At 58.3% G+C, this 25693-nt stretch carries 24 protein-coding genes; 17 read left to right on the top strand and 7 right to left on the bottom strand.

Annotation, left to right across the window (positions count from 1 at the left end; translation table 11 throughout):
* Positions 1–10: 10 nt before the first annotated feature.
* Positions 11–1546 carry a DUF2125 domain-containing protein gene (locus ACR0D6_RS03885; RefSeq protein ID WP_480764519.1) on the bottom strand — a complete coding sequence of 512 codons (1536 nt, stop codon included), beginning with the start codon at positions 1544–1546 and terminating at the stop codon, positions 11–13.
* Between the two features lie 627 nt (positions 1547–2173).
* Here ACR0D6_RS03885 and ACR0D6_RS03880 point away from each other — a divergent pair.
* Positions 2174–2686, top strand: coding sequence for a hypothetical protein (locus ACR0D6_RS03880; RefSeq protein ID WP_170651034.1), 513 nt, complete (start codon positions 2174–2176; stop codon positions 2684–2686).
* Positions 2687–2904: 218 nt separating this feature from the next.
* Complete coding sequence (gene rpsD, locus ACR0D6_RS03875; protein ID WP_170651033.1) at positions 2905–3525, top strand: 30S ribosomal protein S4; 621 nt, start codon at positions 2905–2907, stop codon at positions 3523–3525.
* Positions 3526–3620: 95 nt separating this feature from the next.
* Here rpsD and ACR0D6_RS03870 read toward each other — a convergent pair whose 3' ends face one another.
* A complete protein-coding gene (locus ACR0D6_RS03870; RefSeq protein WP_170651032.1) occupies positions 3621–4082 on the bottom strand; it encodes an Lrp/AsnC family transcriptional regulator in 462 nt (153 codons plus the stop codon).
* A 102-nt stretch (positions 4083–4184) separates the two neighbouring features.
* Here ACR0D6_RS03870 and ACR0D6_RS03865 point away from each other — a divergent pair, with 102 nt between their 5' ends.
* From ACR0D6_RS03865 to ACR0D6_RS03850, 4 genes are all read left to right on the top strand, one after another.
* A complete protein-coding gene (locus ACR0D6_RS03865; protein WP_480764518.1) occupies positions 4185–5600 on the top strand; it encodes an aminotransferase class V-fold PLP-dependent enzyme in 1416 nt (471 codons plus the stop codon).
* 64 nt (positions 5601–5664) lie between these two features.
* Positions 5665–6750 carry a histidinol-phosphate transaminase gene (hisC, locus tag ACR0D6_RS03860; RefSeq protein ID WP_170651030.1) on the top strand — a complete coding sequence of 362 codons (1086 nt, stop codon included), beginning with the start codon at positions 5665–5667 and terminating at the stop codon, positions 6748–6750.
* Positions 6747–7667 carry a prephenate/arogenate dehydrogenase family protein gene (locus tag ACR0D6_RS03855; protein ID WP_480764517.1) on the top strand — a complete coding sequence of 307 codons (921 nt, stop codon included), beginning with the start codon at positions 6747–6749 and terminating at the stop codon, positions 7665–7667. The genes hisC and ACR0D6_RS03855 overlap by 4 nt, the downstream gene beginning before the upstream one ends.
* Positions 7664–8524, top strand: coding sequence for an extensin-like domain-containing protein (locus ACR0D6_RS03850; RefSeq protein ID WP_480764516.1), 861 nt, complete (start codon positions 7664–7666; stop codon positions 8522–8524). The genes ACR0D6_RS03855 and ACR0D6_RS03850 overlap by 4 nt, the downstream gene beginning before the upstream one ends.
* 2 nt (positions 8525–8526) lie before the next feature.
* Here ACR0D6_RS03850 and ACR0D6_RS03845 read toward each other — a convergent pair whose 3' ends face one another.
* Entirely contained in the window at positions 8527–9528 is a 1002-nt protein-coding gene (locus ACR0D6_RS03845) for a DUF2125 domain-containing protein (protein WP_480764515.1), read from the bottom strand.
* 67 nt (positions 9529–9595) lie between these two features.
* On the opposite strand from ACR0D6_RS03845, the gene ACR0D6_RS03840 reads away from it, so the two are divergent.
* The 3 genes from ACR0D6_RS03840 to ACR0D6_RS03830 all read left to right on the top strand — a co-directional run bounded on the left by ACR0D6_RS03840 (position 9596) and on the right by ACR0D6_RS03830 (position 13123).
* Complete coding sequence (locus tag ACR0D6_RS03840; RefSeq protein ID WP_170651026.1) at positions 9596–10126, top strand: gamma-glutamylcyclotransferase; 531 nt, start codon at positions 9596–9598, stop codon at positions 10124–10126.
* Positions 10127–10195: 69 nt separating this feature from the next.
* A complete protein-coding gene (locus ACR0D6_RS03835; RefSeq protein WP_170651025.1) occupies positions 10196–11377 on the top strand; it encodes a biopolymer transporter ExbB in 1182 nt (393 codons plus the stop codon).
* A gap of 3 nt (positions 11378–11380) precedes the next feature.
* Positions 11381–13123, top strand: coding sequence for a peptidoglycan -binding protein (locus ACR0D6_RS03830; RefSeq protein WP_480764514.1), 1743 nt, complete (start codon positions 11381–11383; stop codon positions 13121–13123).
* A gap of 21 nt (positions 13124–13144) precedes the next feature.
* On the opposite strand, the gene ACR0D6_RS03825 is transcribed toward ACR0D6_RS03830, so the two are convergent.
* From ACR0D6_RS03825 to gloB, 3 genes are all read right to left on the bottom strand, one after another.
* Positions 13145–13753, bottom strand: a complete 609-nt coding sequence (locus ACR0D6_RS03825; protein WP_480764513.1) for a DJ-1/PfpI family protein — start codon at positions 13751–13753, stop codon at positions 13145–13147.
* Between the two features lie 81 nt (positions 13754–13834).
* Positions 13835–16159: an ATP-dependent Clp protease ATP-binding subunit ClpA gene (gene clpA / locus ACR0D6_RS03820; RefSeq protein WP_170651022.1), complete on the bottom strand. Its 2325-nt coding sequence runs from the start codon at positions 16157–16159 to the stop codon at positions 13835–13837.
* 178 nt (positions 16160–16337) lie between these two features.
* On the bottom strand, positions 16338–17105 hold the full coding sequence (gloB, locus tag ACR0D6_RS03815) for a hydroxyacylglutathione hydrolase (protein WP_480764512.1): 768 nt from the start codon (positions 17103–17105) through the stop codon (positions 16338–16340).
* A 61-nt stretch (positions 17106–17166) separates the two neighbouring features.
* On the opposite strand from gloB, the gene ACR0D6_RS03810 reads away from it, so the two are divergent.
* The 8 genes from ACR0D6_RS03810 (at position 17167) to ACR0D6_RS03775 (ending at position 24508) form a co-directional block, all read left to right on the top strand.
* A complete protein-coding gene (locus ACR0D6_RS03810; RefSeq protein WP_480448634.1) occupies positions 17167–17901 on the top strand; it encodes a class I SAM-dependent methyltransferase in 735 nt (244 codons plus the stop codon).
* 323 nt (positions 17902–18224) lie between these two features.
* A complete protein-coding gene (locus ACR0D6_RS03805) occupies positions 18225–18785 on the top strand; it encodes a F0F1 ATP synthase subunit delta (protein WP_170651019.1) in 561 nt (186 codons plus the stop codon).
* Positions 18786–20324 (top strand): F0F1 ATP synthase subunit alpha, encoded by a 1539-nt coding sequence (gene atpA / locus ACR0D6_RS03800; protein ID WP_170651018.1) that lies wholly within the window; start codon positions 18786–18788, stop codon positions 20322–20324. It begins immediately after the preceding gene.
* 15 nt (positions 20325–20339) lie between these two features.
* Complete coding sequence (locus tag ACR0D6_RS03795; RefSeq protein WP_480764511.1) at positions 20340–21215, top strand: F0F1 ATP synthase subunit gamma; 876 nt, start codon at positions 20340–20342, stop codon at positions 21213–21215.
* A 19-nt stretch (positions 21216–21234) separates the two neighbouring features.
* On the top strand, positions 21235–22659 hold the full coding sequence (gene atpD, locus ACR0D6_RS03790; RefSeq protein ID WP_170651016.1) for a F0F1 ATP synthase subunit beta: 1425 nt from the start codon (positions 21235–21237) through the stop codon (positions 22657–22659).
* 12 nt (positions 22660–22671) lie between these two features.
* Positions 22672–23082: a F0F1 ATP synthase subunit epsilon gene (locus ACR0D6_RS03785; RefSeq protein WP_480764510.1), complete on the top strand. Its 411-nt coding sequence runs from the start codon at positions 22672–22674 to the stop codon at positions 23080–23082.
* Between the two features lie 114 nt (positions 23083–23196).
* On the top strand, positions 23197–23547 hold the full coding sequence (locus tag ACR0D6_RS03780; protein WP_170651014.1) for an H-type lectin domain-containing protein: 351 nt from the start codon (positions 23197–23199) through the stop codon (positions 23545–23547).
* 85 nt (positions 23548–23632) lie between these two features.
* On the top strand, positions 23633–24508 hold the full coding sequence (locus tag ACR0D6_RS03775) for a hypothetical protein (protein WP_480764509.1): 876 nt from the start codon (positions 23633–23635) through the stop codon (positions 24506–24508).
* 118 nt (positions 24509–24626) lie between these two features.
* Here the strand turns inward: ACR0D6_RS03775 and ACR0D6_RS03770 are convergent, their stop codons facing one another.
* Positions 24627–25646 carry a ribose-phosphate pyrophosphokinase gene (locus tag ACR0D6_RS03770; protein WP_480448639.1) on the bottom strand — a complete coding sequence of 340 codons (1020 nt, stop codon included), beginning with the start codon at positions 25644–25646 and terminating at the stop codon, positions 24627–24629.
* Positions 25647–25693: the final 47 nt, after the last annotated feature.

Here is a 25693-nt window from a genome sequence, read left to right as displayed (position 1 = left end):
CCCTTAAAAATCACTTGATCCGGTTTCCGTTTGCCAGCACATGCCCTTCTTCGGTCAGCTCAATCCGAGAAACCAACGCATCCGGGCCTGCGGACGGGTCGGGTTTGGCCATGATCGCCAGCATCATCCGAAAACCCTGTACCTCAGCTTCGTCCATAACACCCAGCGCTGATAGACGATCAATCAGGCTGTTGGCGCCGCTCATTTCCAGTGCAATCGCCCCGACAGGTTTGGGGAATCCGCCATAGGTCTGGAGATCGTCATTATCAAACTCCAGTGCTCCGGAACCATTGAGGGACGCACCGGCCACTTTGATTTCAAGCTCATCAAGAGCAACAGATTCAGCGGTCACTGGAACCTCGTCTGCTTCAAACACCTGGCTGACCAGCGGAAAATTCATCCAGTCGATGAGGTTGCGGACCTTGCCCGACATATCAACTGCGACAGTGGCTGGATCGCGTGGTATGACTGCCTCGGGGTCGATCATTGCCCAAAGATCATCACTTGCTGTCAGCCCGCGCATTTCCAAACGCATATTTGCCTCTTGCGGGTCATCACTGGCGGAGATCGGCCAGTTCATTTCACCCTCAATCAGATCAGCAGCAAATTCCCAGATAACAGGGAAGACTTCTGGGATGTTCATTTTGGTGACGTTCTGTTGGGCCGCACCAGCGAGGACCACACCATTCCGGTCAAAAACGATATGTGCGGTTTGAACCTCACTGAAGGACCACTGATCGGAAAGTTCCTGACCGTCGATTTCCACGCTCTGCTTCGATTCATAGCCATGCATGCTGGTATCAGTGGATATGCTCAACCCTTCGGCCAAGGCAGCAGCCAGATTCATGATGTCCATGCCATTTCTCGGCAGAGCAATTTCAGTTTTGCTCACGACACGCTCGGCACGTTCCGAGCCGATGCTTTTTCCTGTTTCGGCTCCCACAACTTCGAAATCGAACCTCTGTGCCCCTGTTTCATAGTGGGCACTCACCTTGGCCATCTCGCTCATTGTTATTTGGGTTCGGCCAGAAAAATCTTCGATGACCCCAGTGAAGGCAACTGTGTCAGCCTCCAAGTCACTGGCCGAAGCGCTGTATTCCTCCAGCGCCATATTCATTCGGCCAACAGAACTGTCGAAGGTAATGTCTCCCGCTTTGCCGGCAGCCAGCAATTCGAAGTTTTCCAGTTCGAACCCAACTGACATGCTGATTTCGTCCTGCTCGGAAAGCTCCGCAGAAATCTTCAGAACAGCCGGCTCCACGTATCCTATGCTGACAGAACCATCGTCATTTTCTGTAAGCGTCATTCCTGTAGTCGCAAAGCTGATAAATCCGAGTTCAAGCGGCAAATCGAAATGGAGTGAAACATCCCGGATCGTTTCCGTCTTGCCTGCTCGGCTCGTGCTTCCGGTTAGTTGTCCGCCTATGGTTTCAAAGTAGTCTTGCTGAATTTGCCAGACATCAGATGCGGAAATCTCGGCAAACGAAACATCCGGGGCGTGCAACGCAATGGCTGAAATGCAGACAAATTGATGGAAGCGGATCATTCAGGCGGCCTCTATTTTTTTGAAAGGGTATATTACGACCCTGCATTACTGACTGCATCAGGCATTGTTGTGACGTTTTGTGAAAAAACTGGTTTGTATAGCGGAACAACGTGCTTGGAAGGCGGCCGAACTAGTAGGTGTGAAATCGTCGGGTCTGCCACAGTAGGCGAGAGAGACGGTTGCCACACTGATGTATCAAAAACCGACATTCATTCTTGTTGCGGAATATGGCGCGATGGGTTCGCCCCGGCCATTTTCTTCGGTCCTCACGAATGGTGTATGAGCGCACAAAGAGCGCTTTCGCTGAATTTCTCAAAAGGTCCGCAAGGCCACACCCATCCCTTTACTTGGTGAGGTTGTGATCAAAGTGCGGATTTTCGTGGCGACAAGTTGCCCTTTAATCAGTCTATTAAGGTGTGTCAAAATCAGCTGGCACCAATATTCTTAGGTGACATCTGGGTTGAGTTGAGGTACACGAGTTATCATTATAGTTGTTTGAGTATCAATTTGATTTGATACACAAGCAACATGTTCGTGATTTCATCATCTGGTCTCTTTTCTGCCTGATTCGTCGTTATTATTGTCCGCTAAGTAAATGGTGCGGAGTAGTGAAGTGCGGGCAGGCGGATGAGAACCGGGTTAAACGGTCGAGTTGCCATTTCATGGACACAGACGGAAATCGACGGATTGGAGGCAGCGCCTCTGGAGTCTTTGGTTGTTGGTGCAGCATGGGAATGGCGGGGACAGGCCACTGTTTTGATTGAGCAGAAGGAGCTTGGGCGCGAAGAAGCCGGGTTCTCTTCCATTGTTTCAGCACGTTCGACGATGCCCGGTAATGCATCGGTTGCGGACATTCAAAAGGGCAGCCCTTCACTGGTTCTGAGCAATGGCGCACAACGTTATCAGGCGTATCTTGTGACGCTGGTGAATGAGACACTGCCGACATTGATTTTCGAATCCGGCCCGCCCCCGCGGGAGCAGGAATTCTGGATCAGCGAAGTGTCGGAACCTCAGCCGTATTCGGTGTCGAATGCAAATGGGGGCGGGGTCGTAACCTATCTGGCCGACAGGCGTTTGGCCGTTACCCACGAACCGGAAAGAGTGCCCGGGTACGCACGAGCGTTTGGCACCACGGACTAATTCGTCCACCGGGCTTTGAGGGACAGCGTCTTGCGCACGCTATTTTCTCCTTTCCCGCCTTGCGCCCTGTTGACTCTGTCATTCCCGCAGATATAAGCGCGGCTTCATTGGTGTTGGTGGCCCCCGCAAGGGGATGCCTGTCATGGGGGAGACCTCAAGAGGACAACGCCCTTCATAGTGGTCCGTTCGGACCTCGACCAAAACGAAGGAGATCAGCCGTGACCAAACGCACGTCTGCCAAGTACAAAATCGACCGCCGGATGGGCGAAAACATCTGGGGTCGTCCGAAATCCCCGGTCAACCGTCGCGAATACGGCCCCGGCCAGCACGGCCAGCGCCGCAAGGGCAAGCTGTCGGACTTTGGTCTGCAGCTGCGTGCCAAGCAGAAGCTGAAAGGCTACTACGGCGACCTGACCGAAAAGCAGTTTCGCCGCATCTACGCCGAAGCCGAGCGTGTAAAAGGCGATACTGGTGAAAACCTGATCAGCCTGCTGGAGCGCCGCCTGGACGCAGTCGTCTACCGCGCCAAGTTTGTGGCAACTGTTTTTGCCGCGCGTCAGTTCGTGAACCACGGCCACGTCAAGGTTAACGGCAAGCGCGTGAACATCCCGTCCTACCGCGTCAAGGAAGGCGACGTGATCGAGGTTCGCGACAAATCCAAGCAACTGGCTGTTGTTCTGGAAGCTGTCGCTCTGGCCGAGCGTGATGTGCCTGACTACATCGACGCTGATCATTCGAAAATGACCGCGACCTTCGTGCGCGCACCGGGTCTGGGCGATGTGCCTTACCCTGTCGTCATGGAGCCGAACCTGGTCGTCGAATTCTACGCGAAGAACTGATCTTCGCAGAACCGGTTTCGAACCAAGGGCCGCGCGTTTCGCGCGGCTCTTTTTTTGCGGCTATACTGACTTGAGCTGATATCTCCCGAAGGACTTTAGATCGGCAGGGGCCGTCCTTCGGCTATGGCTTCCATTGCAAAATATGATGTCACGCTGTCCAGTTCGACCTTTTCGATCAGCCGTTGATAGACTTTGTCATAGGTTGCCATGTCCTGCGTGACCACTTTGAGCTGATAGTCATAGTCCCCGCCGATGCGGTGAAAATCCACCACCTCCGGAATTGTCAGAACATGACGGCGAAAGGCTTGCAGCCAGTCCGCTGAATGATGCCGTGTACGCAGCATTACAAAGACGACAAGATTCAGTCCGAGTTTCTCGCGCGCGATCCGCGCGGATGACCCTAGCAGCACGCCGTCTTCGTTCAGCGCCTTCAGACGCCGCCAGCATGCATTTTGCGACAGGCCGACCCGTTCCGCTAGATCGCGTTGGGACAATGTGGCGTCCTTTTGCAGCTCACGCAGGATACTTGCGTCAATCTGATCGATTTTTTTGCTCATATTGAAGCATATGACACAAAAATTGGGAAAACTAAACCGATTCAGGGGAAGTTTCCTCGGGTTCCGTCAATCATATTTAAAGAACAGTAAGGAGCCCGTGACATGACCCTTTCCAAGTTTCGCGCAGCGATTGAAACCGCCACTCACGATGACAGTCTGCGTAATGGATTGATTGGTGAGAACATTCTCATCCCAGGTCTGCACGGGGACGTACCGCTTGTGTATGCGGATTACGTTGCTTCGGGCCGCGCGTTGCAGCAGGTCGAAGACTTTGTGGCCGGGCATGTGTTGCCGTTTTATGCCAACAGCCACACCGAAGCCTCCTATTGCGGTTCCTACATTACGCGGTTGCGGCGCGAAGCCCGCAATGAAATCGCCCGCATTGTTGGCGCAAGGGGAGACGACGCGGTGATCTTCACCGGGTCGGGCGCCACTGCAGGGCTCAACCGGCTGGTCAGTATACTCGGAGTGGAAGGGGCTGACCGGCCGGTTGTCTTGATCGGACCCTATGAACATCATTCCAACATCCTGCCGTGGCGGGAAAGCAAGGCACAGGTGATCGAAATTCCCGAAGCACCGCAGGGTGGCCCGGATTTGCAGGCGCTCGAGGCAGCGTTGATCGCCAACGCGGATGCCGACCTGTTGATTGGATCGTTTTCGGCCGCATCCAACGTGACCGGGATCATTACCGATCCCGACCCTGTTACCCGGATGCTGAAAAAACATGGCGCGCACGCCGTCTGGGATTATGCGGGTGGTGGCCCGTACCTGCCCATGGATATGGGGCCAGACGATGCCCGCAAGGATGCCATCGTGGTTTCCCCGCACAAATTTCCCGGTGGTCCGGGGGCGTCGGGTGTTCTTGTTGTCAACCAGAATGCGGTAAAGCGCCAGCGACCCAGCTGGCCGGGCGGTGGCACCGTCAGCTTTGTTTCGCCCTGGCGGCACGACTACAGTGACGATCTGGCGACGCGGGAAGAGGCTGGAACCCCAAATGTTATCGGCGATATCCGTGCTGCTCTGGCTTTCATCGTCAAGGACGTTGTGGGCGCGGACGAGATCGCGAAACGCGAGGCGCAGTACAACCGAATGGCGCTGGAAGGCTGGGCGAACAACCCGCACCTGACTCTGCTGGGTACCAATTCGTCGCACAGATTGCCGATCTTTTCCTTCCTCGTGCGGGACAAAGCGGGCCAACCGGTGCACCAGCAGCTGTTCACCCGGATGCTCAGCGACATCTATGGCATACAGGCACGGGGCGGATGTGCCTGTGCAGGGCCATATGCGCACCGCCTTCTTGGTATTGACCGCCCCACGTCCGAGGCTTTGCACGCAGCACTGTCCGCAGGGGAAGAACTGAAGAAACCGGGCTGGGTGCGCCTGAACTTTTCCTATCTGATGAGCGAGGAAACCGTTCAGTTCATCATCGACAGCGTCAATGACCTGTCCCGGCGTACCGAGGAATTTGTGCCTTTCTATGCCGCTGACCCCGTCACGGCTCGATTCAAGGCCGCCTGAGGGAATTGCCGCTTTTCTGAACGCGTGCAGATCGTTAATAGGGGCTCATCCAAGGAGCCCCTTCATGAACAAGATTACCCCACAGCCCGGCATCATGGACATCGCCCTTTATCAGGGCGGCAAGTCCCATGTGGAAGGCGTGGCCAATGTCATCAAGCTGAGTTCGAACGAAAACCCCTTTGGCCCCAGCCCGCGCGCGATTGATGCCGTGCGCGAAAGTGCCGCCAATCTACATCGTTACCCTGGCACCGATCACTACAGCCTGCGCGCGGCGATCGGCGAACGCCACGGGCTGGATCCCGACAGGATCGTCTGCGGTGTCGGCAGCGACGAGGTTCTGCAATTCGTGGCGCAGGCTTATGCAGGGCCGGGGGATGAGGTGATCTATACCGAGCACGGGTTTTCCATGTATCCGATCATCGCCCGCATGGCAGGGGCAACGCCTGTCATGGTGGCCGAGCGTGACCGCAAGGTCGATGTCGATGCAATCCTCGCAGCAGTTACCGGTCAAACTCGAATCGTGTTTGTGACAAACCCGGGCAACCCGACCTCGACGATGATTTCCACAGCGGAACTGGAGCGTCTGGCGGGTGCGTTGCCATCGCATTGCCTGATGGTTCTGGATGGCGCCTATGCCGAATTTGTCGATGGCTTTGATGGCGGTGCATCAGTTGTTGATGAATTTGAAAACGTCATCATGACGCGCACGTTTTCCAAGATCTACGGGCTTGGTGGCATGCGGGTCGGTTGGGGCTATGCGCAAAAGGATATCATTGACGTACTGAATCGGGTCCGCCAGCCCTTCAACCTGTCCTCTACCGCGTTGGACGCCGCCGAAGCGGCAGTGCGCGATGTCGAATACGTTGAATTCTGCCGATCTGAAAACGCCAGATTGCGGGTGTGGCTTTCGGAAAGTCTTGCCACGATTGGCGTGCCTTCGGATCCGTCCTGCACGAACTTCATCCTTGCCCGCTTTGCCGATCAGGCCGAGGCCGAGGCTTGTGACAACTACCTGCAATCTAAGGGTTTGATCGTGCGCCGCGTTGCGGGCTACAACCTGCCGAACGCGCTGCGTATCACCGTTGGCGACGAAGAAGCCTGCCGCCGGATCGTGGCGGCCATTACCGCGTTCAAAGGGGGCGCCGCATGAGCCAGATTTATGATCGTGTGGCGCTGATCGGGCTGGGCCTGATCGCATCGTCGATGTTCTGGGCAATCAAACGCGCCGGTCTGGCAGGCGAGGTTACGGGTTATGCCCGATCCGAGGCCACACGCGAAACCGCCCGACGTATCGGATTGTGCGACCGTGTTTGCGACACCGCTCGCGAAGCGGTCGAAGGGGCCGATCTTGTGGTGCTTTGTGTGCCGGTTGGGGCGATGGGGGCCGTTGCGGCCGACATTTCAACAGCGTTGAAACCCGGCGCGACGGTTACGGACGTGGGCTCGGTCAAAAGTCACGTTGTCGATGCGGTGCAGCCTCATATTCCTGCCGGGGTTCATTTCGTTCCCGCGCACCCGCTGGCGGGCACCGAACATTCCGGCCCCGAATCCGGTTTTGCCGAATTGTTCGACAATCGCTGGTGTCTGCTTGTGCCGGTCGAGGGCTCTGACACCCAAGCGGTCGCCAACCTGCGCGCGCTGTGGGAGGGCATGGGAGCCAATGTTGAGGAAATGGAGGTCGAACGCCACGATCTTGTTCTGGCCGTTACCTCACACGCGCCGCACCTGATCGCCTATACCATGGTTGGCGTCGCGGATGATCTGCGCCGGGTGACCGATAGTGAGGTGATCAAGTATTCCGCCGCGGGTTTCCGTGATTTCACCCGCATCGCTGCATCCGATCCCACCATGTGGCGCGACGTTTTTCTGACCAACAAGGACGCAACCCTGGAAATTCTGGGCCGCTTCACCGAAGAACTGTTCGCCCTGCAACGCGCAATAAGAACGGGTGACGGCGAGCTGTTGTTCGAGTATTTCAGCCGCACAAGGGCCATCCGCCGCGGGATCATCGATGCCGGGCAGGACACGGATGCGCCGGATTTTGGCCGGGGGAAAGCCAAGACATGAAAAAGGTCTGGGGAAGTGCGCTGATCGGTTTGGCAACGGTTTGCATGACGGCAAGCTCTGCCGCACCTCCCGAGACCTCATTGTTTCCCGTTGCGCGAACGCAGCCGGACGCTGCGCTGGTTGCCGCCGCAAGCGCGGTTGCAGTGGATGCCGTTGCCGTTGTTGCACAGGCTTCGCGGTTGCGCCCCAGCCTGCGCCCGCAATCGCCTCAGGCAATTCTGGCCGCCGCCCGCCCGGCTGACCTGCCGTTTCTGGGGCCGGATGTTTCCCTGCACCCGTATTTGCGCCCCGAGTCTCTGGAACAGGAAGTGTTCTTCAAAAAGCGGCGGCTGCGCAAATCTTCGGTTTGCGGGAATGTGGAAATTCAGGGTGAAAAAGTCGGCAACGTCCCCGGGCGCATCAAGGCCTGCGGAATCAAGGATGCGGTCGAAGTCAAATCCGTGTCCGGTGTCCTGCTCAGCCGCCCGTCCATGATGGATTGCGGCACGGCCGAGGCGCTGAACAAATGGGTCGAGCGCACCGTCAAACCCACCTTTCGCCGGCGCGGTCCCGTGGTTGAGCTGAAAGTGGCCGCGCATTACGCCTGCCGCACACGGAACAACCGCAAGGGCGCCCGGATATCGGAACACGGCAAAGGTCGCGCCATCGACATTTCGGCCTTCAAGATGATGGATGGCGAGGTGCTGACGGTTCAGGAAGGCTGGAAACGTAACCCGTCCCGCAAGCTGCTGCAAAAGGTGTGGCGCGGTGCCTGCGGCCCGTTCGGAACGGTTCTGGGCCCGAATTCAGATGGTTATCACAGGGATCACTTCCATCTGGACACCGCGCGCCATCGTGGTGGGCCTTATTGCCGCTAAGCTCAACGCAGTATAAGGCGCGGGGCAGGGCCAAGGGGCAGGGGCCCCAGCGCCACGAACCCGTCGCGGAAATTCAACTGCAGGTCCAGCGCATTGGGGTTACCGCCAAGCCCGGCCAGCAGGGACAATGCCCGCGTGACCGGATCGACCGCCTGATCAGGCAATGCACCGGCGGCGTTCGCCATCGAAATCATGTCCCGCCAGTTTTCCGCTTTGATCGCAATCTCACCGGTCGGAATGCCTTGCGCATCCACTTCCAGATCACCGGTGGCAAACAGACGCAATTCGCCCCACTTCATCTCGGCCAACCTCAGATCAATAGTCACGGGTTGGGGGCGGCGTTCCTCCAGCCCGGATCGATCCCACGGCTTGTCAAACTCCACGGTCATGTCGAGTTCAAGCGTCTCGAATTCCTGCGGTAGCGAGGTGGCGGATTGCATCAGGCGGCGCAGGTCATCACCGGGTGTAAACGCATCAATCGTCGCCGAGATCACGTAGGTTTCCGGCATATCGGTCTGCGTCATTATCAGGTTCAGGTTGCTGCCGCCCGCCAACAGCTCGGCCTGGTCCGTGATTGTCCACGCGCCCGACGTCAGCGCCATCTTCTCCAGAACCAGTGCGATACCCGGCTGCAACTGCAACTCTGCCTGCATGTCGCTGGCCTCGACGGTGGCGGTTTGATCGAAATAGGACAACAGCTGCGGCGTGTCTGCAAATCGCAGAACCTGTCGGCCGGGCCAGATTGATGGGCTTTCAAACTCGATCCAGTCCGCGCTCCAAGCGGTGCCGTTCACCGGATCCGCAAGTGCCGGGTAGTCCAGCCGTGTTACATGATGGGTTGGATAACCCGCTGTTGCAACTTCGGAAAAATCGGCTTGCCATCCCTGTTCCTGCTGTCTGTCGAACCAGTTTGTCAGTGCCGTGCGCAGGCCATATCCGGCAACGAACCAATAGGCGCTCCATGCGATGGCGATAAAAACGATAACTCGTAAAAGACGGCTCATGATGAATGGCCCTTTTTCCTGCCTCGGAATTGATGTTTATAGGCGCAAACGGGCAAGGACCAGTGCAATGACGATGTGGGTATTCGGTTATGGATCGCTGCTGTGGAACCCCGGCTTTCCGGTGGCGCGCAGCGAACGTGCAACCCTGCATGGATATGCCCGATCCTTCTGCATGAGTTCGATCCACCACCGAGGCACCGAAGAACATCCGGGCCTTGTGCTGGCGCTGGACGAGCAGGACGGCACTCATTGCAAGGGACTGGCCTTGTCTGTCGAAGCCGGGCATGAGGAACGAACGCTGGACGAACTGCGCGAGCGTGAGCTGATCTCTTCGGCCTATCTGGAACGCATGCTGGACGTGCATCTGGAAAGCGGCGAGGTGGTGAATGCGGTCACTTATGTGATCGACCCGCACCACGTTCAATATTGCGGCGGCATGCCCCTGGAAGAACAGGCGGGCATTATTGCGACGGCGGTTGGCGGCAGGGGACCCAATACCGAATACCTTTATAATACGGCCGAGCATCTGTCTGAAATCGGATTGCGCGACCCGGATCTGGAGTGGCTGTCAGAACGCGTGCGGAACCTGACCGCATAAACCCTTGGCGTCACCGGTGTAATTTCGATAGGTTTGGCCCAAGAGCAGGCAAAACCAGGAACCGGGCGCATGGCGCAGGCACACCAGGACGCGAGACCGCATTTCTCGCAACCGATCAGGCAAATCGTAATGATGCTGATCGCAATCGGGCTTTCGGGTCTGGGGGTATTCGTCGCGCTTCCCTACGTGCTGCCGGTGTTTCAGGCGAACCCTTATCTGAACGGTTTCATCCTGCTGGTCTTTGTCATCGGTGTGCTGGCCTGTTTCTATCAGGTGACACAGCTTATCGGGTCGGTCCGCTGGATCGAGGCCTTTGTCGGTGGGGTGGAACGTGATGATACCAGACCGCCTCAATTGCTGGCCCCGTTGGCCTCGCTTCTGAGGGCGCGCGGCGCGCGGATGCAGATCAGCTCTCATTCAACGCGGTCAATCCTCGATTCGGTGGCCGAACGTGTCGAGGAAGAACGTGAGATTACGCGCTATATCACCAACGTTCTGATCTATCTCGGGCTTCTGGGCACGTTCTTTGGCCTTGCCACCACCGTACCCGCAATCGTCGACACAATCCGCAGCCTGAATCCGCAGGAAGGCGAAGAAGGTCTGGCCGTATTCAACCGGCTGATGACCGGGCTTGAGGCGCAACTGCAGGGCATGGGCGTCGCGTTCGGATCGTCTCTATTGGGTCTTGCCGGATCTTTGATCGTGGGCTTGCTGGAACTGTTTGCCGGGCATGGCCAGAACCGTTTTTACCGCGAGCTTGAGGAATGGCTGTCCACCATCACCCGCGTCGGTTTTTCCTCTGGTGACGAAGGCGGTGCGGAACTCGCGGTTCTGACCCCGGTGCTGGATGCCATGTCGGAACAGATGGATGCGCTGCAGATCATGTTCGCCAACAACGACGCGGATAAGGCGGAAGTCTCAGCCAGACTGAGCGAGCTGATTGAAACAATTGGGCAGATGAATCTTCGTCAATCGGATACCGAAGGCGTCACGGCCGCCTTGGATCGTGTGGCTCTGGGCCAGGATGCCCTGCTGGATCACATGCGTGAGCATGGCGCGGGCGACGGCGGAATTGATGCCGAAAGCCGGATGAGGTTGCGGTCTATGGATGTGCAGCTGCTGCGCATTCTCGAAGAGATTTCCGCGGGCCGTCAGGAAAGCATGATCGAATTGCGCAAAGATATTGAGCTGTTGGTCAAGGCGCTGTCGCTGCCTCGGGGCGCGGTCCGGACCGCACCGGAAGGAGAGTAACGGATGGCCCTGTCCCGGCGCACAGGTCAACGTTTTCAGGGCTCGGTCTGGCCCGGATTCGTTGATGCGATGACAGGGCTTCTGATGGTGCTGACTTTTGTCCTGACCATCTTCATGGTGGTCCAGTTTGTGCTGCGCGAAACGATTTCGGGCCAAGAGGACGAACTGACCGCCCTGTCGGACGAGGTCGCTGCGCTGGCCGACGCGCTGGGGCTGGAACAACGCGAAAGCAGCCGCCTGCAAGCGCGCCTTGGGGCGCTGAGCACGACCCTGACGCAGGCCGAGGACGATCTGGCGCAGGCGCAGTCGGTGATCGCGGCGCTTACCTCGGAACGGGATCAGCAGGCTGCTGCGCTGGATCAGGCCCGCACCCGCATCACCGGTTTTGAGGCTCAGGTGGCGGCACTGCTGGCCGATCAGGAACGCGCGCTGGGGAATATTGCCTCCCTTGAAACCCAACGCGACCAGCTTTTATCCGAACAGGAGGCGCTGAACCTCGCCCTTGCCCAAAGCCGGGACGAGATCGACGCACAGGCCGAAGCCGCCCGTCTGGCCGCCGCCCGGCGCGAAGCGTTAGAGGCGATGGTGGCCGATCTGGAGCAAAGCGGGGAAACCCGCGCTGCGCAGATAACCGAACTGGAACAGCAACTAAGCGAAGAAGAGGCCGCAAAACTGACCGAGGCTGCTGCCGCCGAGGCCTTGCGCAACAGGTTGCAGAACGCCGATGCGGAGCTGACCGCCATGACCCTTGCACTTGAGGCGCAGCGCAAGGAGGCCGAAGAGACCCTGACCTTGCTGGCCGCCGCGCAGGCCGCGAAGGCAGAACTGGAACGGCAATTCGGCGAGCTCAACACCGAGGAGCTGAAAGCGCAGCTAAGCGCCGCATTGGCCGCACAAACCGAGGCGGAAACCCAGGCCGCGGGTCAGAAAACTCTGGCCGAGGAACGTGAGGCCCTGCTGTCCATCGCCCGCGAAACGATTGCGCAAGAAAAAGAGATATCGGCCAAGGCCCAACGTGAAACCGCGCTGCTTAATCAACAGATTGCCGCTTTGCGGGGTCAATTGGGATCGTTGCAGGCTCTGCTTGATGACTACGAGGCCCGCAATGAGGCCGCCGAAGTTCAGATCCAGACCCTTGGGCAGAACCTGAATTCGGCTCTGGCGCGTGCGGCATCTGAGGAGCGCAAGCGCCGCCTGCTGGAAGAAGCTGAGCGGAAGAGGCTGGAGGCCGAGGCCATTGAGTTGGCAGGCCAAAATCAGGAACTGGCGGCTCAGGCAGAAGATCTGCAGCGTTACAGGTCCGAATTCTTTGGCCGCCTGCGCGAGGTTCTGGGTGAACAGGAAGGTGTGCGCATCGAAGGCGACCGGTTCGTTTTCTCATCAGAGGTACTGTTTGACCCTGGTTCTGCCGTTCTTTCGCCTGAGGGCCGACTGGAGGTCGCCAAGGTCGCCAACATCCTGCGCAGCGTCGCGGTCGAGATACCCGCCGGGATCAACTGGGTGATCCGGGTTGATGGCCACACGGACAACATTCCGGTTTCAGGCGGGGGCCGTTACCGGGATAACTGGGAACTCAGTCAGGGCCGCGCCTTGTCCGTTGTCCGTTATATGGTCGACGCACTGGGCATTCCACCCAACAGGCTGGCGGCCAACGGGTTCGGAGAATTCCAACCCGTCAACACTGACAACACACCGGAAGCACGCGCGCAAAACCGGCGGATCGAGTTGAAGCTGACCGAGAAATAGGACGAACATGCACGCAGTTGGTCAAACCAGCCCGTGGATTTCCGCGAACGGATCATGGGTCTTGTCCTTGTGCCATGAATATTCGCACCATACGGACACCTTTTCGGCGACCTCTTGGCCATGCATGATCGCAATGGCCCCCAGCGCCATATCCATGCCTGCCGATACACCAGATGAGGTCAGGAACGCCCCGTCCTCGACCCAACGCGCCTGAGGGACCCACTCAACTTCGGGGCCTTGCTCGCATACCCACGAGAACGCAGCTTTGTTTGTCGTGGCCCGCCTGTTGTTCAACACACCGGCCTTGGCCAGCAGGGCGCTGCCGGTGCAGACACTCAGGGTAAAATCGGCATTGTCGGAAACTCGCGCGATCCAATCCAGCAAACGTGTATTCCCGACCTCCCGACGTGTCCCCGCGCCTCCGGGGACGAACAGGATGTCGTACCTGCGTCCGTCGTCAATGGATGTGCCTGCAAAGGCTGATAGCTTTTGGTTGCTTTCGACGGGCCCCGGAGTTTCCGAGACCAGTTCAAGGCTGAAATCATCAGTCAGAAGGCCGAACATTTCCATCGGGCCAAATACATCGAGCAATTCGAAACCCGGGAAAACCAACGCTCCAATCTTACGCATGGATTGCGCCCTTTCTGTATTCGCTCAGAAAAACGCCCGCCTGATAAAGGCGGGCGCTCTTGTCTGTTTTTGGTAATCCGATCAGTCCGCCGTCAGCAATGGCGGCCTGTCGCCCGGAATGCGGCGTTGGTCGGGGCCGAGGATTTCCAGGTCCAGATCGCCGTCCTTGACCGAAACGCGGACCACCCCACCTTTGGCCAGCTTGCCGAACAGCAGTTCCTCGGCCAGAGGCTTCTTGATGTTTTCCTGAATTACACGACCCAGCGGGCGGGCGCCCATCTTGTCGTCATATCCCTTGTCGGCCAGCCATTCGGCCGCTTTGGGCGTCAGGTCGATGGTTACACCGCGATCCAGCAATTGCGCCTCAAGCTGCAGTACGAATTTTTCGACAACCTGCAGGATGACCTCTTTCGGCAATGGCGCAAAAGAAATCACCGCGTCCAGACGGTTGCGGAATTCCGGCGTGAACATGCGCTCGATGGCAGCGGTATCCTCGCCCTCGCGACGGTCGCGGCCAAAGCCGATGGCGGATTTCGCCTGCTCTGCCGCACCAGCGTTCGAGGTCATGATCAGCACAACGTTGCGGAAGTTCACGGTGCGGCCATTGTGATCGGTCAACTCACCATGGTCCATCACCTGCAACAGGATGTTGAACACATCCGGATGTGCCTTTTCGATCTCGTCCAGCAGCAACACGCAATGCGGATGCTGGTCCACACCGTCGGTCAACAGGCCGCCCTGATCAAACCCGACATAGCCCGGAGGCGCGCCGATCAGGCGGCTGACAGCATGTTTCTCCATGTATTCCGACATGTCGAAACGCAGCAGTTCCACACCCAGCGCATCGGCCAGTTGCTTGGCCACTTCGGTTTTACCCACGCCGGTCGGACCGGCAAACAGATAGTTGCCGATGGGTTTTTCGGGCTCACGCAGACCGGCGCGTGCCAGTTTGATGGCGCTCGACAGGGCCTCGATGGCCACATCTTGACCGAACACCACCCGTTTCAGTGAAGCCTCAAGATCTTTCAGAACTTCGGCATCGTCCTTGGTGACGTTCTTGGGCGGAATTCGGGCGATCTTGGCGACGACGGCCTCGATCTCTTTCACGCCGATGGTCTTGCGGCGCTTGCTTTCCGCGACCAGATGCTGTGCCGCACCGGCCTCGTCAATCACGTCGATGGCCTTGTCGGGCAGCTTGCGGTCATTGATGTACCGCGCTGACAGTTCCACCGCGGTCTTGATCGCGTCCGCCGTATACTTGATCTCGTGATGCTTTTCGAAATAGGGTTTCAGACCGCGCAGGATTTTCACGCTGTCCTCGACCGAAGGTTCATTCACGTCGATCTTCTGGAACCGGCGGCTCAGCGCGCGGTCCTTTTCAAAGTGCTGGCGGAATTCCTTGTAGGTGGTGGAACCCATTGTACGCAGCTTGCCGCCCTGCAGGGCAGGTTTCAGCAGGTTCGATGCGTCCATCGCACCGCCCGATGTTGCTCCGGCGCCAATCACCGTGTGAATCTCGTCGATGAAGAGGACAGCATCGGGATGCTCTTCCAATTCGGTCACCACGGCCTTGAGCCGTTCTTCAAAGTCGCCGCGATAACGCGTTCCGGCCAGCAGCGCGCCCATGTCCAGCGCATAGATGGTGGTTTCTGACAGAACATCGGGCGCCTCGCCCTGCACGATCTTATAGGCAAGACCTTCGGCGATGGCCGTTTTGCCAACGCCCGGATCGCCCACCAGCAGCGGGTTGTTTTTGCGACGGCGGCACAACACCTGAATACAGCGTTCCACCTCGTCCGCACGACCGATCAGCGGATCGACGTCACCGGCGCGGGACTTGGCGTTCAGGTCCACGCAATATTTGCCAAGCGCGCTTTCCTTCTGTTCGGATTCGCTGGCTGTGGCCTGCACCTCTTCGTCGTCCTGATCGGCACCGGTTACGGGGCGGCTTTCGCCATAGGCCGAATCCTTGGCGACACCATGCGCGATAAAGTTCACGGCGTCGTACCGCGTCATGTCCTGTTCCTGCAGGAAATAGGCAGCGTTGCTTTCACGTTCCGCAAAGATTGCAACCAGAACATTCGCCCCGGTCACCTCTGTGCGGCCTGAACTTTGCACATGAATGGCCGCACGCTGAATGACGCGCTGGAAGGCGGCTGTCGGCACTGCCTCGGACCCGTCGATATCGGTGACCAGATTTGACAGGTCCTCGTCGATGAATTCGATCAGTGTGCTGCGCAATTCGTCCAGATTGACGCTGCACGCCTTCATGACGCGGACCGCGTCCGGTTCTTCCAAAAGCGCCAGCAGCAGATGCTCCAGCGTTGCGAATTCGTGCCGCCGTTCGTTCGCAGCCGCAAGGGCCGCGTGAATGGCTTGTTCCAGTGTGCTCGAGAATGAAGGCACGCGGGTGCTCCTCTGTCTTGGGTCGGAAGGGGGGTAACCGAGATGCGGTCAGACCCCCAGCCCAACCATGTCCTCATACTATTAGAGTTTGGTTGATCAGGCCCCGGCTTCAAGGGTTTTCTTGCTCTTGACAGTCACATTTCCTGTGACCGTGGCCGTGAGGAAGGCTTGACAGGGCCTAAAACCGGTCTTTTCGGGCGCGGATTTCGGTGAAAACGGCAGCCGGATCAGCGCCGCTCATGCCCAGATTCGCCTGAATTCCGGGCTCTGTAGCCCGCAAAAACGGGTTTGTCGCTTTTTCCAGTGACAAAAGTGACGGCACCGTGGGCTCTCCGGCGGCGCGCGCACGGGCGATCTGCGCGATCCGCTTCTGCAATTCCGGGTTCTCCGGTTCGATTGTTTCCGCAAATTTGCCGTTCGACTGCGTGTATTCGTGTCCCGAGCAAACCAGTGTCTCGTCTGGCAGGGCCGCCAGTTTACTCAGCGATGCCCACATCTGGGGGCCGGTGCCCTCGAACAGCCGGCCGCAACCGAGTGCCATCAGACTGTCTGCCGTGAACACGACGCTGCTCTCCGGAATATAGAACGCGATGTGTCCGATCGTATGCCCTGACACGTCGATTACCTCGACCGTTTCGCCCCCAACGGTAAAAGTATCGCCTTCGGCAACCTGCAAATCCAGCGGGGGCAGCCGGTGCGCATCCGCGGTCGCGCCGACGACTTTTGCTGGTTGTTTTTCCAGAATACCAGCCAGCCCGTCGACATGATCCCAATGATGGTGCGTCAGCAGCACATGGCTCAGGCGCCAGCCGCGCGCATCAAGTTCGGCCAGAATGGGGCCGGGCTCGGGCGCATCGACCAATGCCGTCTCGCCGGTTTTGGCATCATGGGCGAGAAAAGCGTAGTTATCGCTGAGACATGGGATGGTGACGATCTCAAGAGGCATGGCCTTTTGCCCTTTCGTTGCTAGACTGCGCCCAGCTAAGCCGATTGAGCAGGTGTCCGCAATGCATCTCGATGTGCAGGATCTGAGGAATTTCTACTATCGCAGCACGCTGGGCCGTGCTGCGCAGGCGGCGATCCGCGGGCGGCTGGTGGATATATGGCCCGAGGCCAAGGGGCAGACGGTTGCTGGATTCGGCTTTGCGGTGCCTCTTTTGCGCCCCTACCTGTCCGAGGCGCGCCGTGTGATTGGCCTGATGCCCGGTCCGCAGGGGGTGATGCCCTGGCCTGCGGGGATGCCCAACGTATCGGTCCTGACGGAAGAGACGATGTGGCCTATCGAAACCGGGCATGTAGACAAGCTGGTGGTAATGCACGGGCTGGAAACCTCGGAGCGGCCCAGCCAACTGCTGGATGAATGCTGGCGCGTTCTGGGTCCAGGCGGGCGGGCAATCTTTGTCGTCCCCAATCGAGCAGGGCTGTGGTCGCGGACAGACAAAACGCCGTTCGGCTACGGTCGACCCTATACGGCATCACAGTTGGAAACGCAGTTGAAGGCGCACCATTTTCTGCCCGAAAAACATTGCTCGGCCTTGTATCTTCCCCCGTCTTTTCGCCGGTTCTGGCTCAAATCCGGCAGTCTGATCGAGAAAACCGGGCAGCGGCTTCCGACTATCATGGCGGGCGGCGTGCTGATGGTCGAGGCCGGAAAACGGGTGCATCCGCCGAAAGGTAACGTGACGAAGGATGTCGAAAGGCGGCCGATCAAAGCGTTGGATGGCTTGCTGAAACCCGCGTGATTTTTGCCGCAGATTTGGACTTATCATCCTTTCCAGTCTGGGGCGAAATTGCGTGATATTGGCCACAGGAATCGCAAAAACCTGCAAGTCAGTAACATTTTTCAAGTGCGCAGGCCGGTAAAAAGGGTCGCACCTTGTGTAAGTGATTGAAATAAAACAATTTGGGGATAAGTGCATTACCGCTATATTATATTGCTAGGTTGGATAGGCTCTGCTACATCCCCGGTGATTTTGATCCCCTGCCTTTATAGGCGGGGTTTCCTCACGCCCCAAAGTAGCGGCCGCTACTCAAAATCGGGGCCTCAAATATCGGAAGGGTGGACGTGTCCGAACCAGCTTCGATTTCCACAGGCATTGCCGAGCGCTATGCCACCGCGATCTTCGAGATCGCTAAAGAGAATAATGACCTTGCAGGTCTGGAAACCGGAATCAACGATCTGGCAGCAGCACTGGGCGAAAGTGCCGAACTGCGCGACCTGATCGCCTCGCCTCTGGTTTCCCGGGCAGAGCAAGAAGGCGCAATTACAGCAGTCGCTGACAAGATGGGTCTGCACGCGATCCTGCGCAACACGCTGGGCCTGATGGCGCAAAAGCGTCGTCTGTTCGTCGTGCCGCAGCTGGTGCAGGTTCTGCGCGACATGCTGGCCGACGAGCGTGGTGAAGTGACCGCCGATGTTGCTTCGGCCAAGGCGCTGACCAAGACCCAACTAGATAAACTGTCCAAGACGCTGTCCGAGCGTGTGGGCAAGACCGTGACAATCAATGCGACCGTTGATGAAAGCCTCATCGGCGGTCTTGTCGTTAAAGTGGGCTCGAAAATGATCGACAGTTCGATCCGTTCGAAGCTGAACTCCCTACAGAATGCAATGAAAGAGGTCGGATAAATGGGAATCCAAGCTGCAGAGATTTCTGCAATCCTGAAGGACCAGATCAAGAATTTTGGTCAGGAAGCCGAAGTGGCCGAGATCGGCCGCGTGCTGAGCGTCGGTGACGGGATTGCCCGTGTATACGGCCTGGACAACGTGCAAGCGGGTGAAATGGTCGAATTCCCCGGCGGCATCATGGGTATGGCGCTGAACCTGGAAAGCGACAACGTCGGTGTCGTTATCTTCGGTTCCGACCGTGACATCAAAGAGGGTGACACTGTTAAGCGCACCAACTCGATCGTGGACGTTCCAATCGGTGACGAACTGCTGGGCCGCGTTGTTGACGGTCTGGGCAACCCGCTGGACGGCAAGGGCCCGATCAATGCCTCCAAGCGTGGCGTTGCAGACGTCAAAGCCCCCGGCATCATCCCGCGTAAATCGGTACACGAGCCGATGGCAACCGGCCTGAAATCGGTTGACGCGATGATCCCGATTGGCCGTGGCCAGCGTGAGCTGATCATTGGTGACCGTCAGACTGGTAAAACCGCCGTTGCTCTGGACGCGATCCTGAACCAGAAAGTTTACAACGACGCAGCAGGCGACGACGAGTCGAAGAAACTGTACTGCGTGTACGTTGCGATCGGTCAAAAGCGTTCGACCGTTGCGCAGCTGGTGAAGAAACTGGAAGAGTCCGGCGCGATCGACTACTCGATCGTTGTGGCCGCAACCGCGTCCGACCCGGCTCCGATGCAGTTCCTGGCGCCCTACGCCGCGACCGCGATGGCCGAATACTTCCGTGACAACGGCCGCCACGCGCTGATCATCTATGATGACCTGTCGAAACAGGCTGTGTCCTATCGTCAGATGTCGCTGCTGCTTCGCCGTCCGCCCGGACGTGAAGCCTATCCTGGTGACGTTTTCTACCTCCACTCCCGCCTGCTGGAGCGTTCGGCCAAGCTGAACGAAGACTTCGGTGCTGGTTCGCTGACCGCTCTGCCGGTTATCGAAACTCAGGGTGGTGACGTTTCGGCGTTTATTCCGACCAACGTGATCTCGATCACCGACGGTCAGATCTTCCTTGAAACCGAACTGTTCTACCAGGGCATCCGTCCCGCCGTGAACACCGGTCTGTCGGTTTCGCGTGTGGGCTCCTCGGCTCAGACCAACTCGATGAAGTCGGTTGCCGGTCCGGTTAAACTGGAACTGGCTCAGTACCGCGAAATGGCTGCGTTTGCGCAGTTCGGTTCCGACCTCGACGCCGCGACCCAGCAGCTGCTGAACCGTGGTGCACGTCTGACCGAACTGATGAAACAGCCGCAGTACTCGCCGCTGACCAACGCGGAAATCGTCTGCGTCATCTTCGCCGGTACCAACGGATACCTGGACAAGATCGACGTGGCTGACGTTGGCCGTTACGAGGCTGGCCTGCTGGCGCACCTGCGTGGCAAGCACGCGGACCTGCTTCAGTGGATCACGGACGAAGACCCCAAGATCAAGGGCGACGCTTCCGACAAGATCAAGGCTGCGATTGAAGAATACGCCGCAACCTTCGCTTAAGGGAGAGGCGGGCATATGCCAAATCTTAAGGACCTTAAAAACAGGATCGAGTCGGTCAAATCGACCCGCAAGATCACCAAGGCCATGCAGATGGTCGCGGCTGCAAAACTGCGCCGCGCCCAGGAATCTGCCGAAGCCTCGCGTCCCTATGCCGAGCGGTTCAATGCCGTGATGGCTGGGCTGGCGGCGTCGGTCGGGGGCAGCGACAGCGCCCCCAAGCTGCTCCGTGGTACGGGCAGCGATGATGTACATCTGCTGGTTGTCATGACAGCTGAACGCGGCCTGTGTGGCGGCTTCAACTCGAACATCGCCAAGCTGGCCCGCCAAAAGGCGGACGAGCTGCGCGCCAAAGGCAAGACGGTCAAGGTTCTGACTGTCGGCAAGAAAGGCCGCGACGCGCTCAAGCGTGATTTTGGCGATCTGTTCGTTGGACATGTCGACCTGAGCGAGGTCAAGCGTCTGGGTTACACCAACGCGCAGGACATCGCCAAGGACATCCTGTCCCGCTTTGACGGGGGTGAGTTTGACGTTGCCACGATCTTCTACTCGAAGTTCGTCAACGTTGTGACCCAGATCCCGACAGCACAGCAGGTCATCCCTGCCTCGTTCGAGGAAACCGAGGATGACGACAGCGGTGCCATCTTCGATTACGAGCCCAGCGAAGAGGCCATTCTGGCCGACCTGCTGCCCAAGGGGGTTGCGACCGCAATCTTCTCGGCTCTGCTCGAAAACGGAGCGTCTGAACAGGGAGCACGGATGTCCGCGATGGACAACGCGACACGCAACGCGGGTGAGATGATCGACAAGCTGACGATTCAGTTCAACCGTTCGCGTCAGGCCGTGATCACCAACGAGCTGATTGAAATTATTTCCGGCGCCGAAGCGCTGTAAGAAAACCGGAGACAACAATATGGCGAATGCAAAAGGCAAAGTCACACAGATCATCGGGGCCGTCGTCGACGTGCACTTCGACGATCAGCTGCCTGAAATTCTGAACGCGCTGGAAACCGAAAACAACGGCAAGCGTCTGGTACTGGAAGTTGCCCAGCACCTGGGTGAAAACACCGTCCGCACCATCGCGATGGACGCGACCGAAGGTCTGGTCCGCGGTGCCGCAGTCACCGACATGGGCGCACCGATCTCGGTGCCGGTTGGTAACGCCACTCTGGGCCGCATCCTGAACGTCGTTGGCGACCCCATCGACGAAAAGGGCCCGGTTGAAGCAACCGAATCCCGTGCCATCCACCAGCCTGCGCCGACCTTCGCGGAACAGTCGACCGAGTCGGAAGTTCTGGTTACCGGCATCAAGGTTGTGGACCTGCTGGCCCCCTACGCCAAAGGCGGTAAGATCGGCCTGTTCGGCGGCGCCGGCGTTGGTAAAACCGTTCTGATCATGGAACTGATCAACAACATCGCAAAAGTGCACTCGGGCTTCTCGGTGTTCGCGGGTGTTGGTGAGCGGACCCGTGAAGGGAACGACCTGTACCACGAGATGATCGAATCGAACGTTATCAAGCCGGACAACCTGTCGGAGAGCCAAGTGGCCCTGGTTTACGGTCAGATGAACGAACCTCCGGGTGCGCGTGCGCGTGTTGCTCTGACCGGTCTGACCCTGGCCGAGCAGTTCCGCGACCAGTCCGGTACCGACGTTCTGTTCTTCGTCGACAACATCTTCCGCTTCACGCAGGCGGGTTCCGAGGTTTCGGCTCTGCTGGGTCGTATTCCTTCGGCGGTGGGCTACCAGCCGACGCTGGCCACCGACATGGGCGCCCTGCAGGAACGCATCACCTCGACCAAGTCGGGCTCGATCACCTCGGTGCAGGCGATCTACGTGCCTGCGGACGACCTTACCGACCCTGCGCCGGCAACCTCGTTTGCGCACCTTGACGCGACCACCGTTCTTAACCGTGCGATCTCGGAAAAGGGTATCTACCCCGCCGTGGACCCGCTCGACTCGACCTCGCGTCTGCTTGATCCGGCCATCGTCGGCGAAGAGCACTATCAGGTTGCGACCGACGTTCAGCAGATCCTTCAGCGCTACAAGTCGCTGCAGGACATCATCGCCATCCTCGGCATGGACGAACTGTCGGAAGAGGACAAACTGACCGTGGCTCGTGCCCGTAAGATCGAACGCTTCCTGTCGCAGCCGTTCGACGTGGCCGAAGTCTTCACCGGTTCGCCGGGCGTTCAGGTTGCTCTGGATGTCACCATCTCGTCGTTCAAAGCGGTTGTGGCCGGCGAATACGATCACCTGCCCGAAGCGGCCTTCCTGATGGTTGGCGGTATCGACGATGTGGTCGCCAAAGCCGAGAAGATGGCCGCAGAAGCCGCCTAAGGAGTATCCCTGATGGCAAACACGATGCAATTCGACCTCGTAAGCCCCGAGCGAAGCCTGGCTTCGCTTCAGGCGAGCGCGGTCCAGATTCCCGGCGCGGACGGGGACATGACGGCAATGCCCGATCATGCCCCCACCATCACCACCATGCGCCCGGGCATCCTGAAGGTCGAAGCGCCCGAAGGGTCCAGTGAATACCTGGTCACCGGCGGGTTTGCTCAGATCAACGGCGACAGCCTGTCGGTTCTGGCCGAAAAGGCCATTCCGGTTTCAGAAGTGAACCGTGCGCAACTGGACGAGATGATCGCCGAGGCGCGCGAGTCGCATGAAGCGGCCAGGAATGGCGACGATCAGACCATCGTCGACGACGCCGCCAAGCTGCTGGCCGACATGGAAGCCCTTGGAACGCATATGAGCCTGTAAGGTTCACTACATTTAGATTGATGAAACGGCCCTGCTTGTCAGGGCCGTTTTTTTGTCGTGATTTTGTCGAAACACCGCAGTAAGGTACGGGAATTCAAAGACAAAGACGACAAAATGAAGACGTTTCGAACCCATCCTATTGGCATCGACCAAGGCGAGGTAGTGCTGTTCTCCGACTTTGCCGACGGCGGAGATATGTGGACCGGAGAAGGCCTGCGCGAACGCCGTTCAACCATCCGCTTCAGCGACTCGTTCCGGTCTCCACCGTTGGTTCAGGTTGGAGTGTCCTTGTGGGATGTAGACTCTACATCGGCTCTGCGCGCCGAGGTACAGGCTGAGAATATTACCCCCGAAGGGTTCGACGCCGTGTTTCGCACATGGTCCGACACCCGCGTCGCCCGTATCCGAGTTGCCTGGACGGCGATTGGGGAAGTGGCGCATGAGGATGATTGGAACATCTCTTAATACGCAGGTTTGACGAACCGAACAGTTTTCCGGCTACCAAAATCCGATTACACTTCCTGTTCAGCGTACAGGCGGAGACTTTCGGGTGTTGCGGATTCTTGTGGGTTTCGGAGTTCTCCTGATTGCGCTTGAAGCAATGGCCAGATGGGGACTGGGCTTCGGAGACCCGCCGCTGTCACGCGTGGACGCGTCCATCGAATACGTGAATGTGCCCGGAGAGTACCGCCGCTTTGGCAACCGCGTTTTCTACAACGAGCATTCGATGCGGTCGCGCTCTTTACCGGATGCGGGCACGGGGCGCGTTCTCGTCGCGGGTGACAGTGTGATCCATGGAACAGCGTTTCTTGACCAGTCGGATCTGGCAACAGAAGCTCTGGACGCTGCGCTGCCTGCCATCTGGGTCGGAAATGTTTCTGCGGTCTCGTGGGGACCGGAAAACCTTCGGAAGTATTTCCGCGAATTTGGCTGGTTTGATGCAGAAACCGTGTTCTTTGTGTTCAGCACGCACGATCTGGACGATTTCCCCCGTTATTGCACCACGCTTGGCCGAGACTTCCACACAAACAAACCGATCTCGGCTCTGACCGACGCGATCGCACATCACGGGTCCAGGTATTTGCAGCTTGAACCCAATGGCCGAGGATGTCGCAATGTCGAGAACTCCGGTGAACGCGGTCTCAAAGCTCTCACTGCCCTTCTCGACGAGGCTTTGGGCAATGTCGACCGCGTTGTGGTTATGCTCCACCCGACAGTGGGGGAGTTGTCGGGCCCTGACTTGGACAAGCGACGCCTACTGATGGAGACGGTTGCTGCGACCGGTGCCGAATACGTCGATATGCGGACAGCTCTGCAAAGTCAGGATGCTGTGTTTCTCGATGAAATACATATCGATGCCGCCGGCCAGCAGGTGTATTTTCACGAGTTTCTGAAAGCGCTGCAACAAGGCGCAACACAGGGATAGATATCCGGGTGGCCCAGCAAAAACCCCGGAGCGTTTTGAACACTCCGGGGTAGTTTGTTTCAAACTTGTGCAGCGGTTCCCCATTACAGGGTTATTGCTGCGATTGGCGCGTTGCCCGTCAATCCATGTGATACAGAGACTCGTAGATCGGTGTCAGGGTCTTGTCCTCGAACAGGGACGACACGCTGGTGCCGTTCCAGATGTTCAGGATCGCCTGCGTAAAGATCGGTGCCGTCGGAACCGTGCGGATATTGGCGGCCTTCTGAATTTCCTTGGTCGGCTGGATGGTGTCGGTCAGGACCAGCGATTTCATGACCGAATTCGTCACACGCTCGACCGCCGGGCCGCTCATGACGCCGTGGGTGATGTACGAGTGAACTTCCTTGGCACCATTGTCCATCAGCACCTGCGCCGCCTTGCACAGCGTGCCTGCGGTGTCACAGATGTCGTCCACGATCAGGCAGATCTTGTCCTTCACATCCCCGATCACGGTCATCTCGGCGACTTCACCGGCCTTTTCACGGCGCTTGTCCACGATCGACAGTGGTGCACCGATCCGCTTTGCCAGCTCGCGCGCGCGGGCAACACCGCCGACGTCGGGCGAAACCACCATGATCTCGTCAAGCTGATCCTTGAACTGGTTTTTCACGTCCAGCGCAAAGATCGGTGAGGCATAGAGGTTGTCCACCGGAATGTCGAAGAACCCCTGAATTTGCGCGGCATGCAGGTCCATTGTCAGAACCCGTTCGATCCCGGCGCCGGTCAGCATGTTTGCCACCATCTTGGCGCTGATCGGTGTGCGGGCCTTGGTACGGCGGTCCTGCCGGGCATAACCGAAATAGGGGATCACGGCGGTGATCCGATCCGCGGACGACCGGCGCAGCGCGTCGGCGATGATCAGCAGCTCCATCAGGTTGTCATTGGCCGGGTTCGAGGTCGGCTGGATGATGAACATATCCTCGCCGCGCACGTTTTCGAACACTTCGACAAAAATCTCGCCGTCGTTGAACCGTTCGACCCGCGCATCGACCAGTCCCTGGTCAACGCCGCGATACAGGCTCATGCGGCGGGCAATGGATTCGGCAAGAGGAAGATTTGCGTTCCCAGCGATAAGCTTGGGTTCGTTTGGTGTCGGCATCGGCTGAGATCCCCGGGCAGCAATGGCAATGTGACAGATTCGTGATG

Source organism: Ruegeria sp. BJ6 (genome assembly GCF_056537885.1).
The sequence above is the reverse complement of the archived record's forward strand: the minus strand, read 5'-3'. Positions and strand labels throughout refer to the sequence as shown.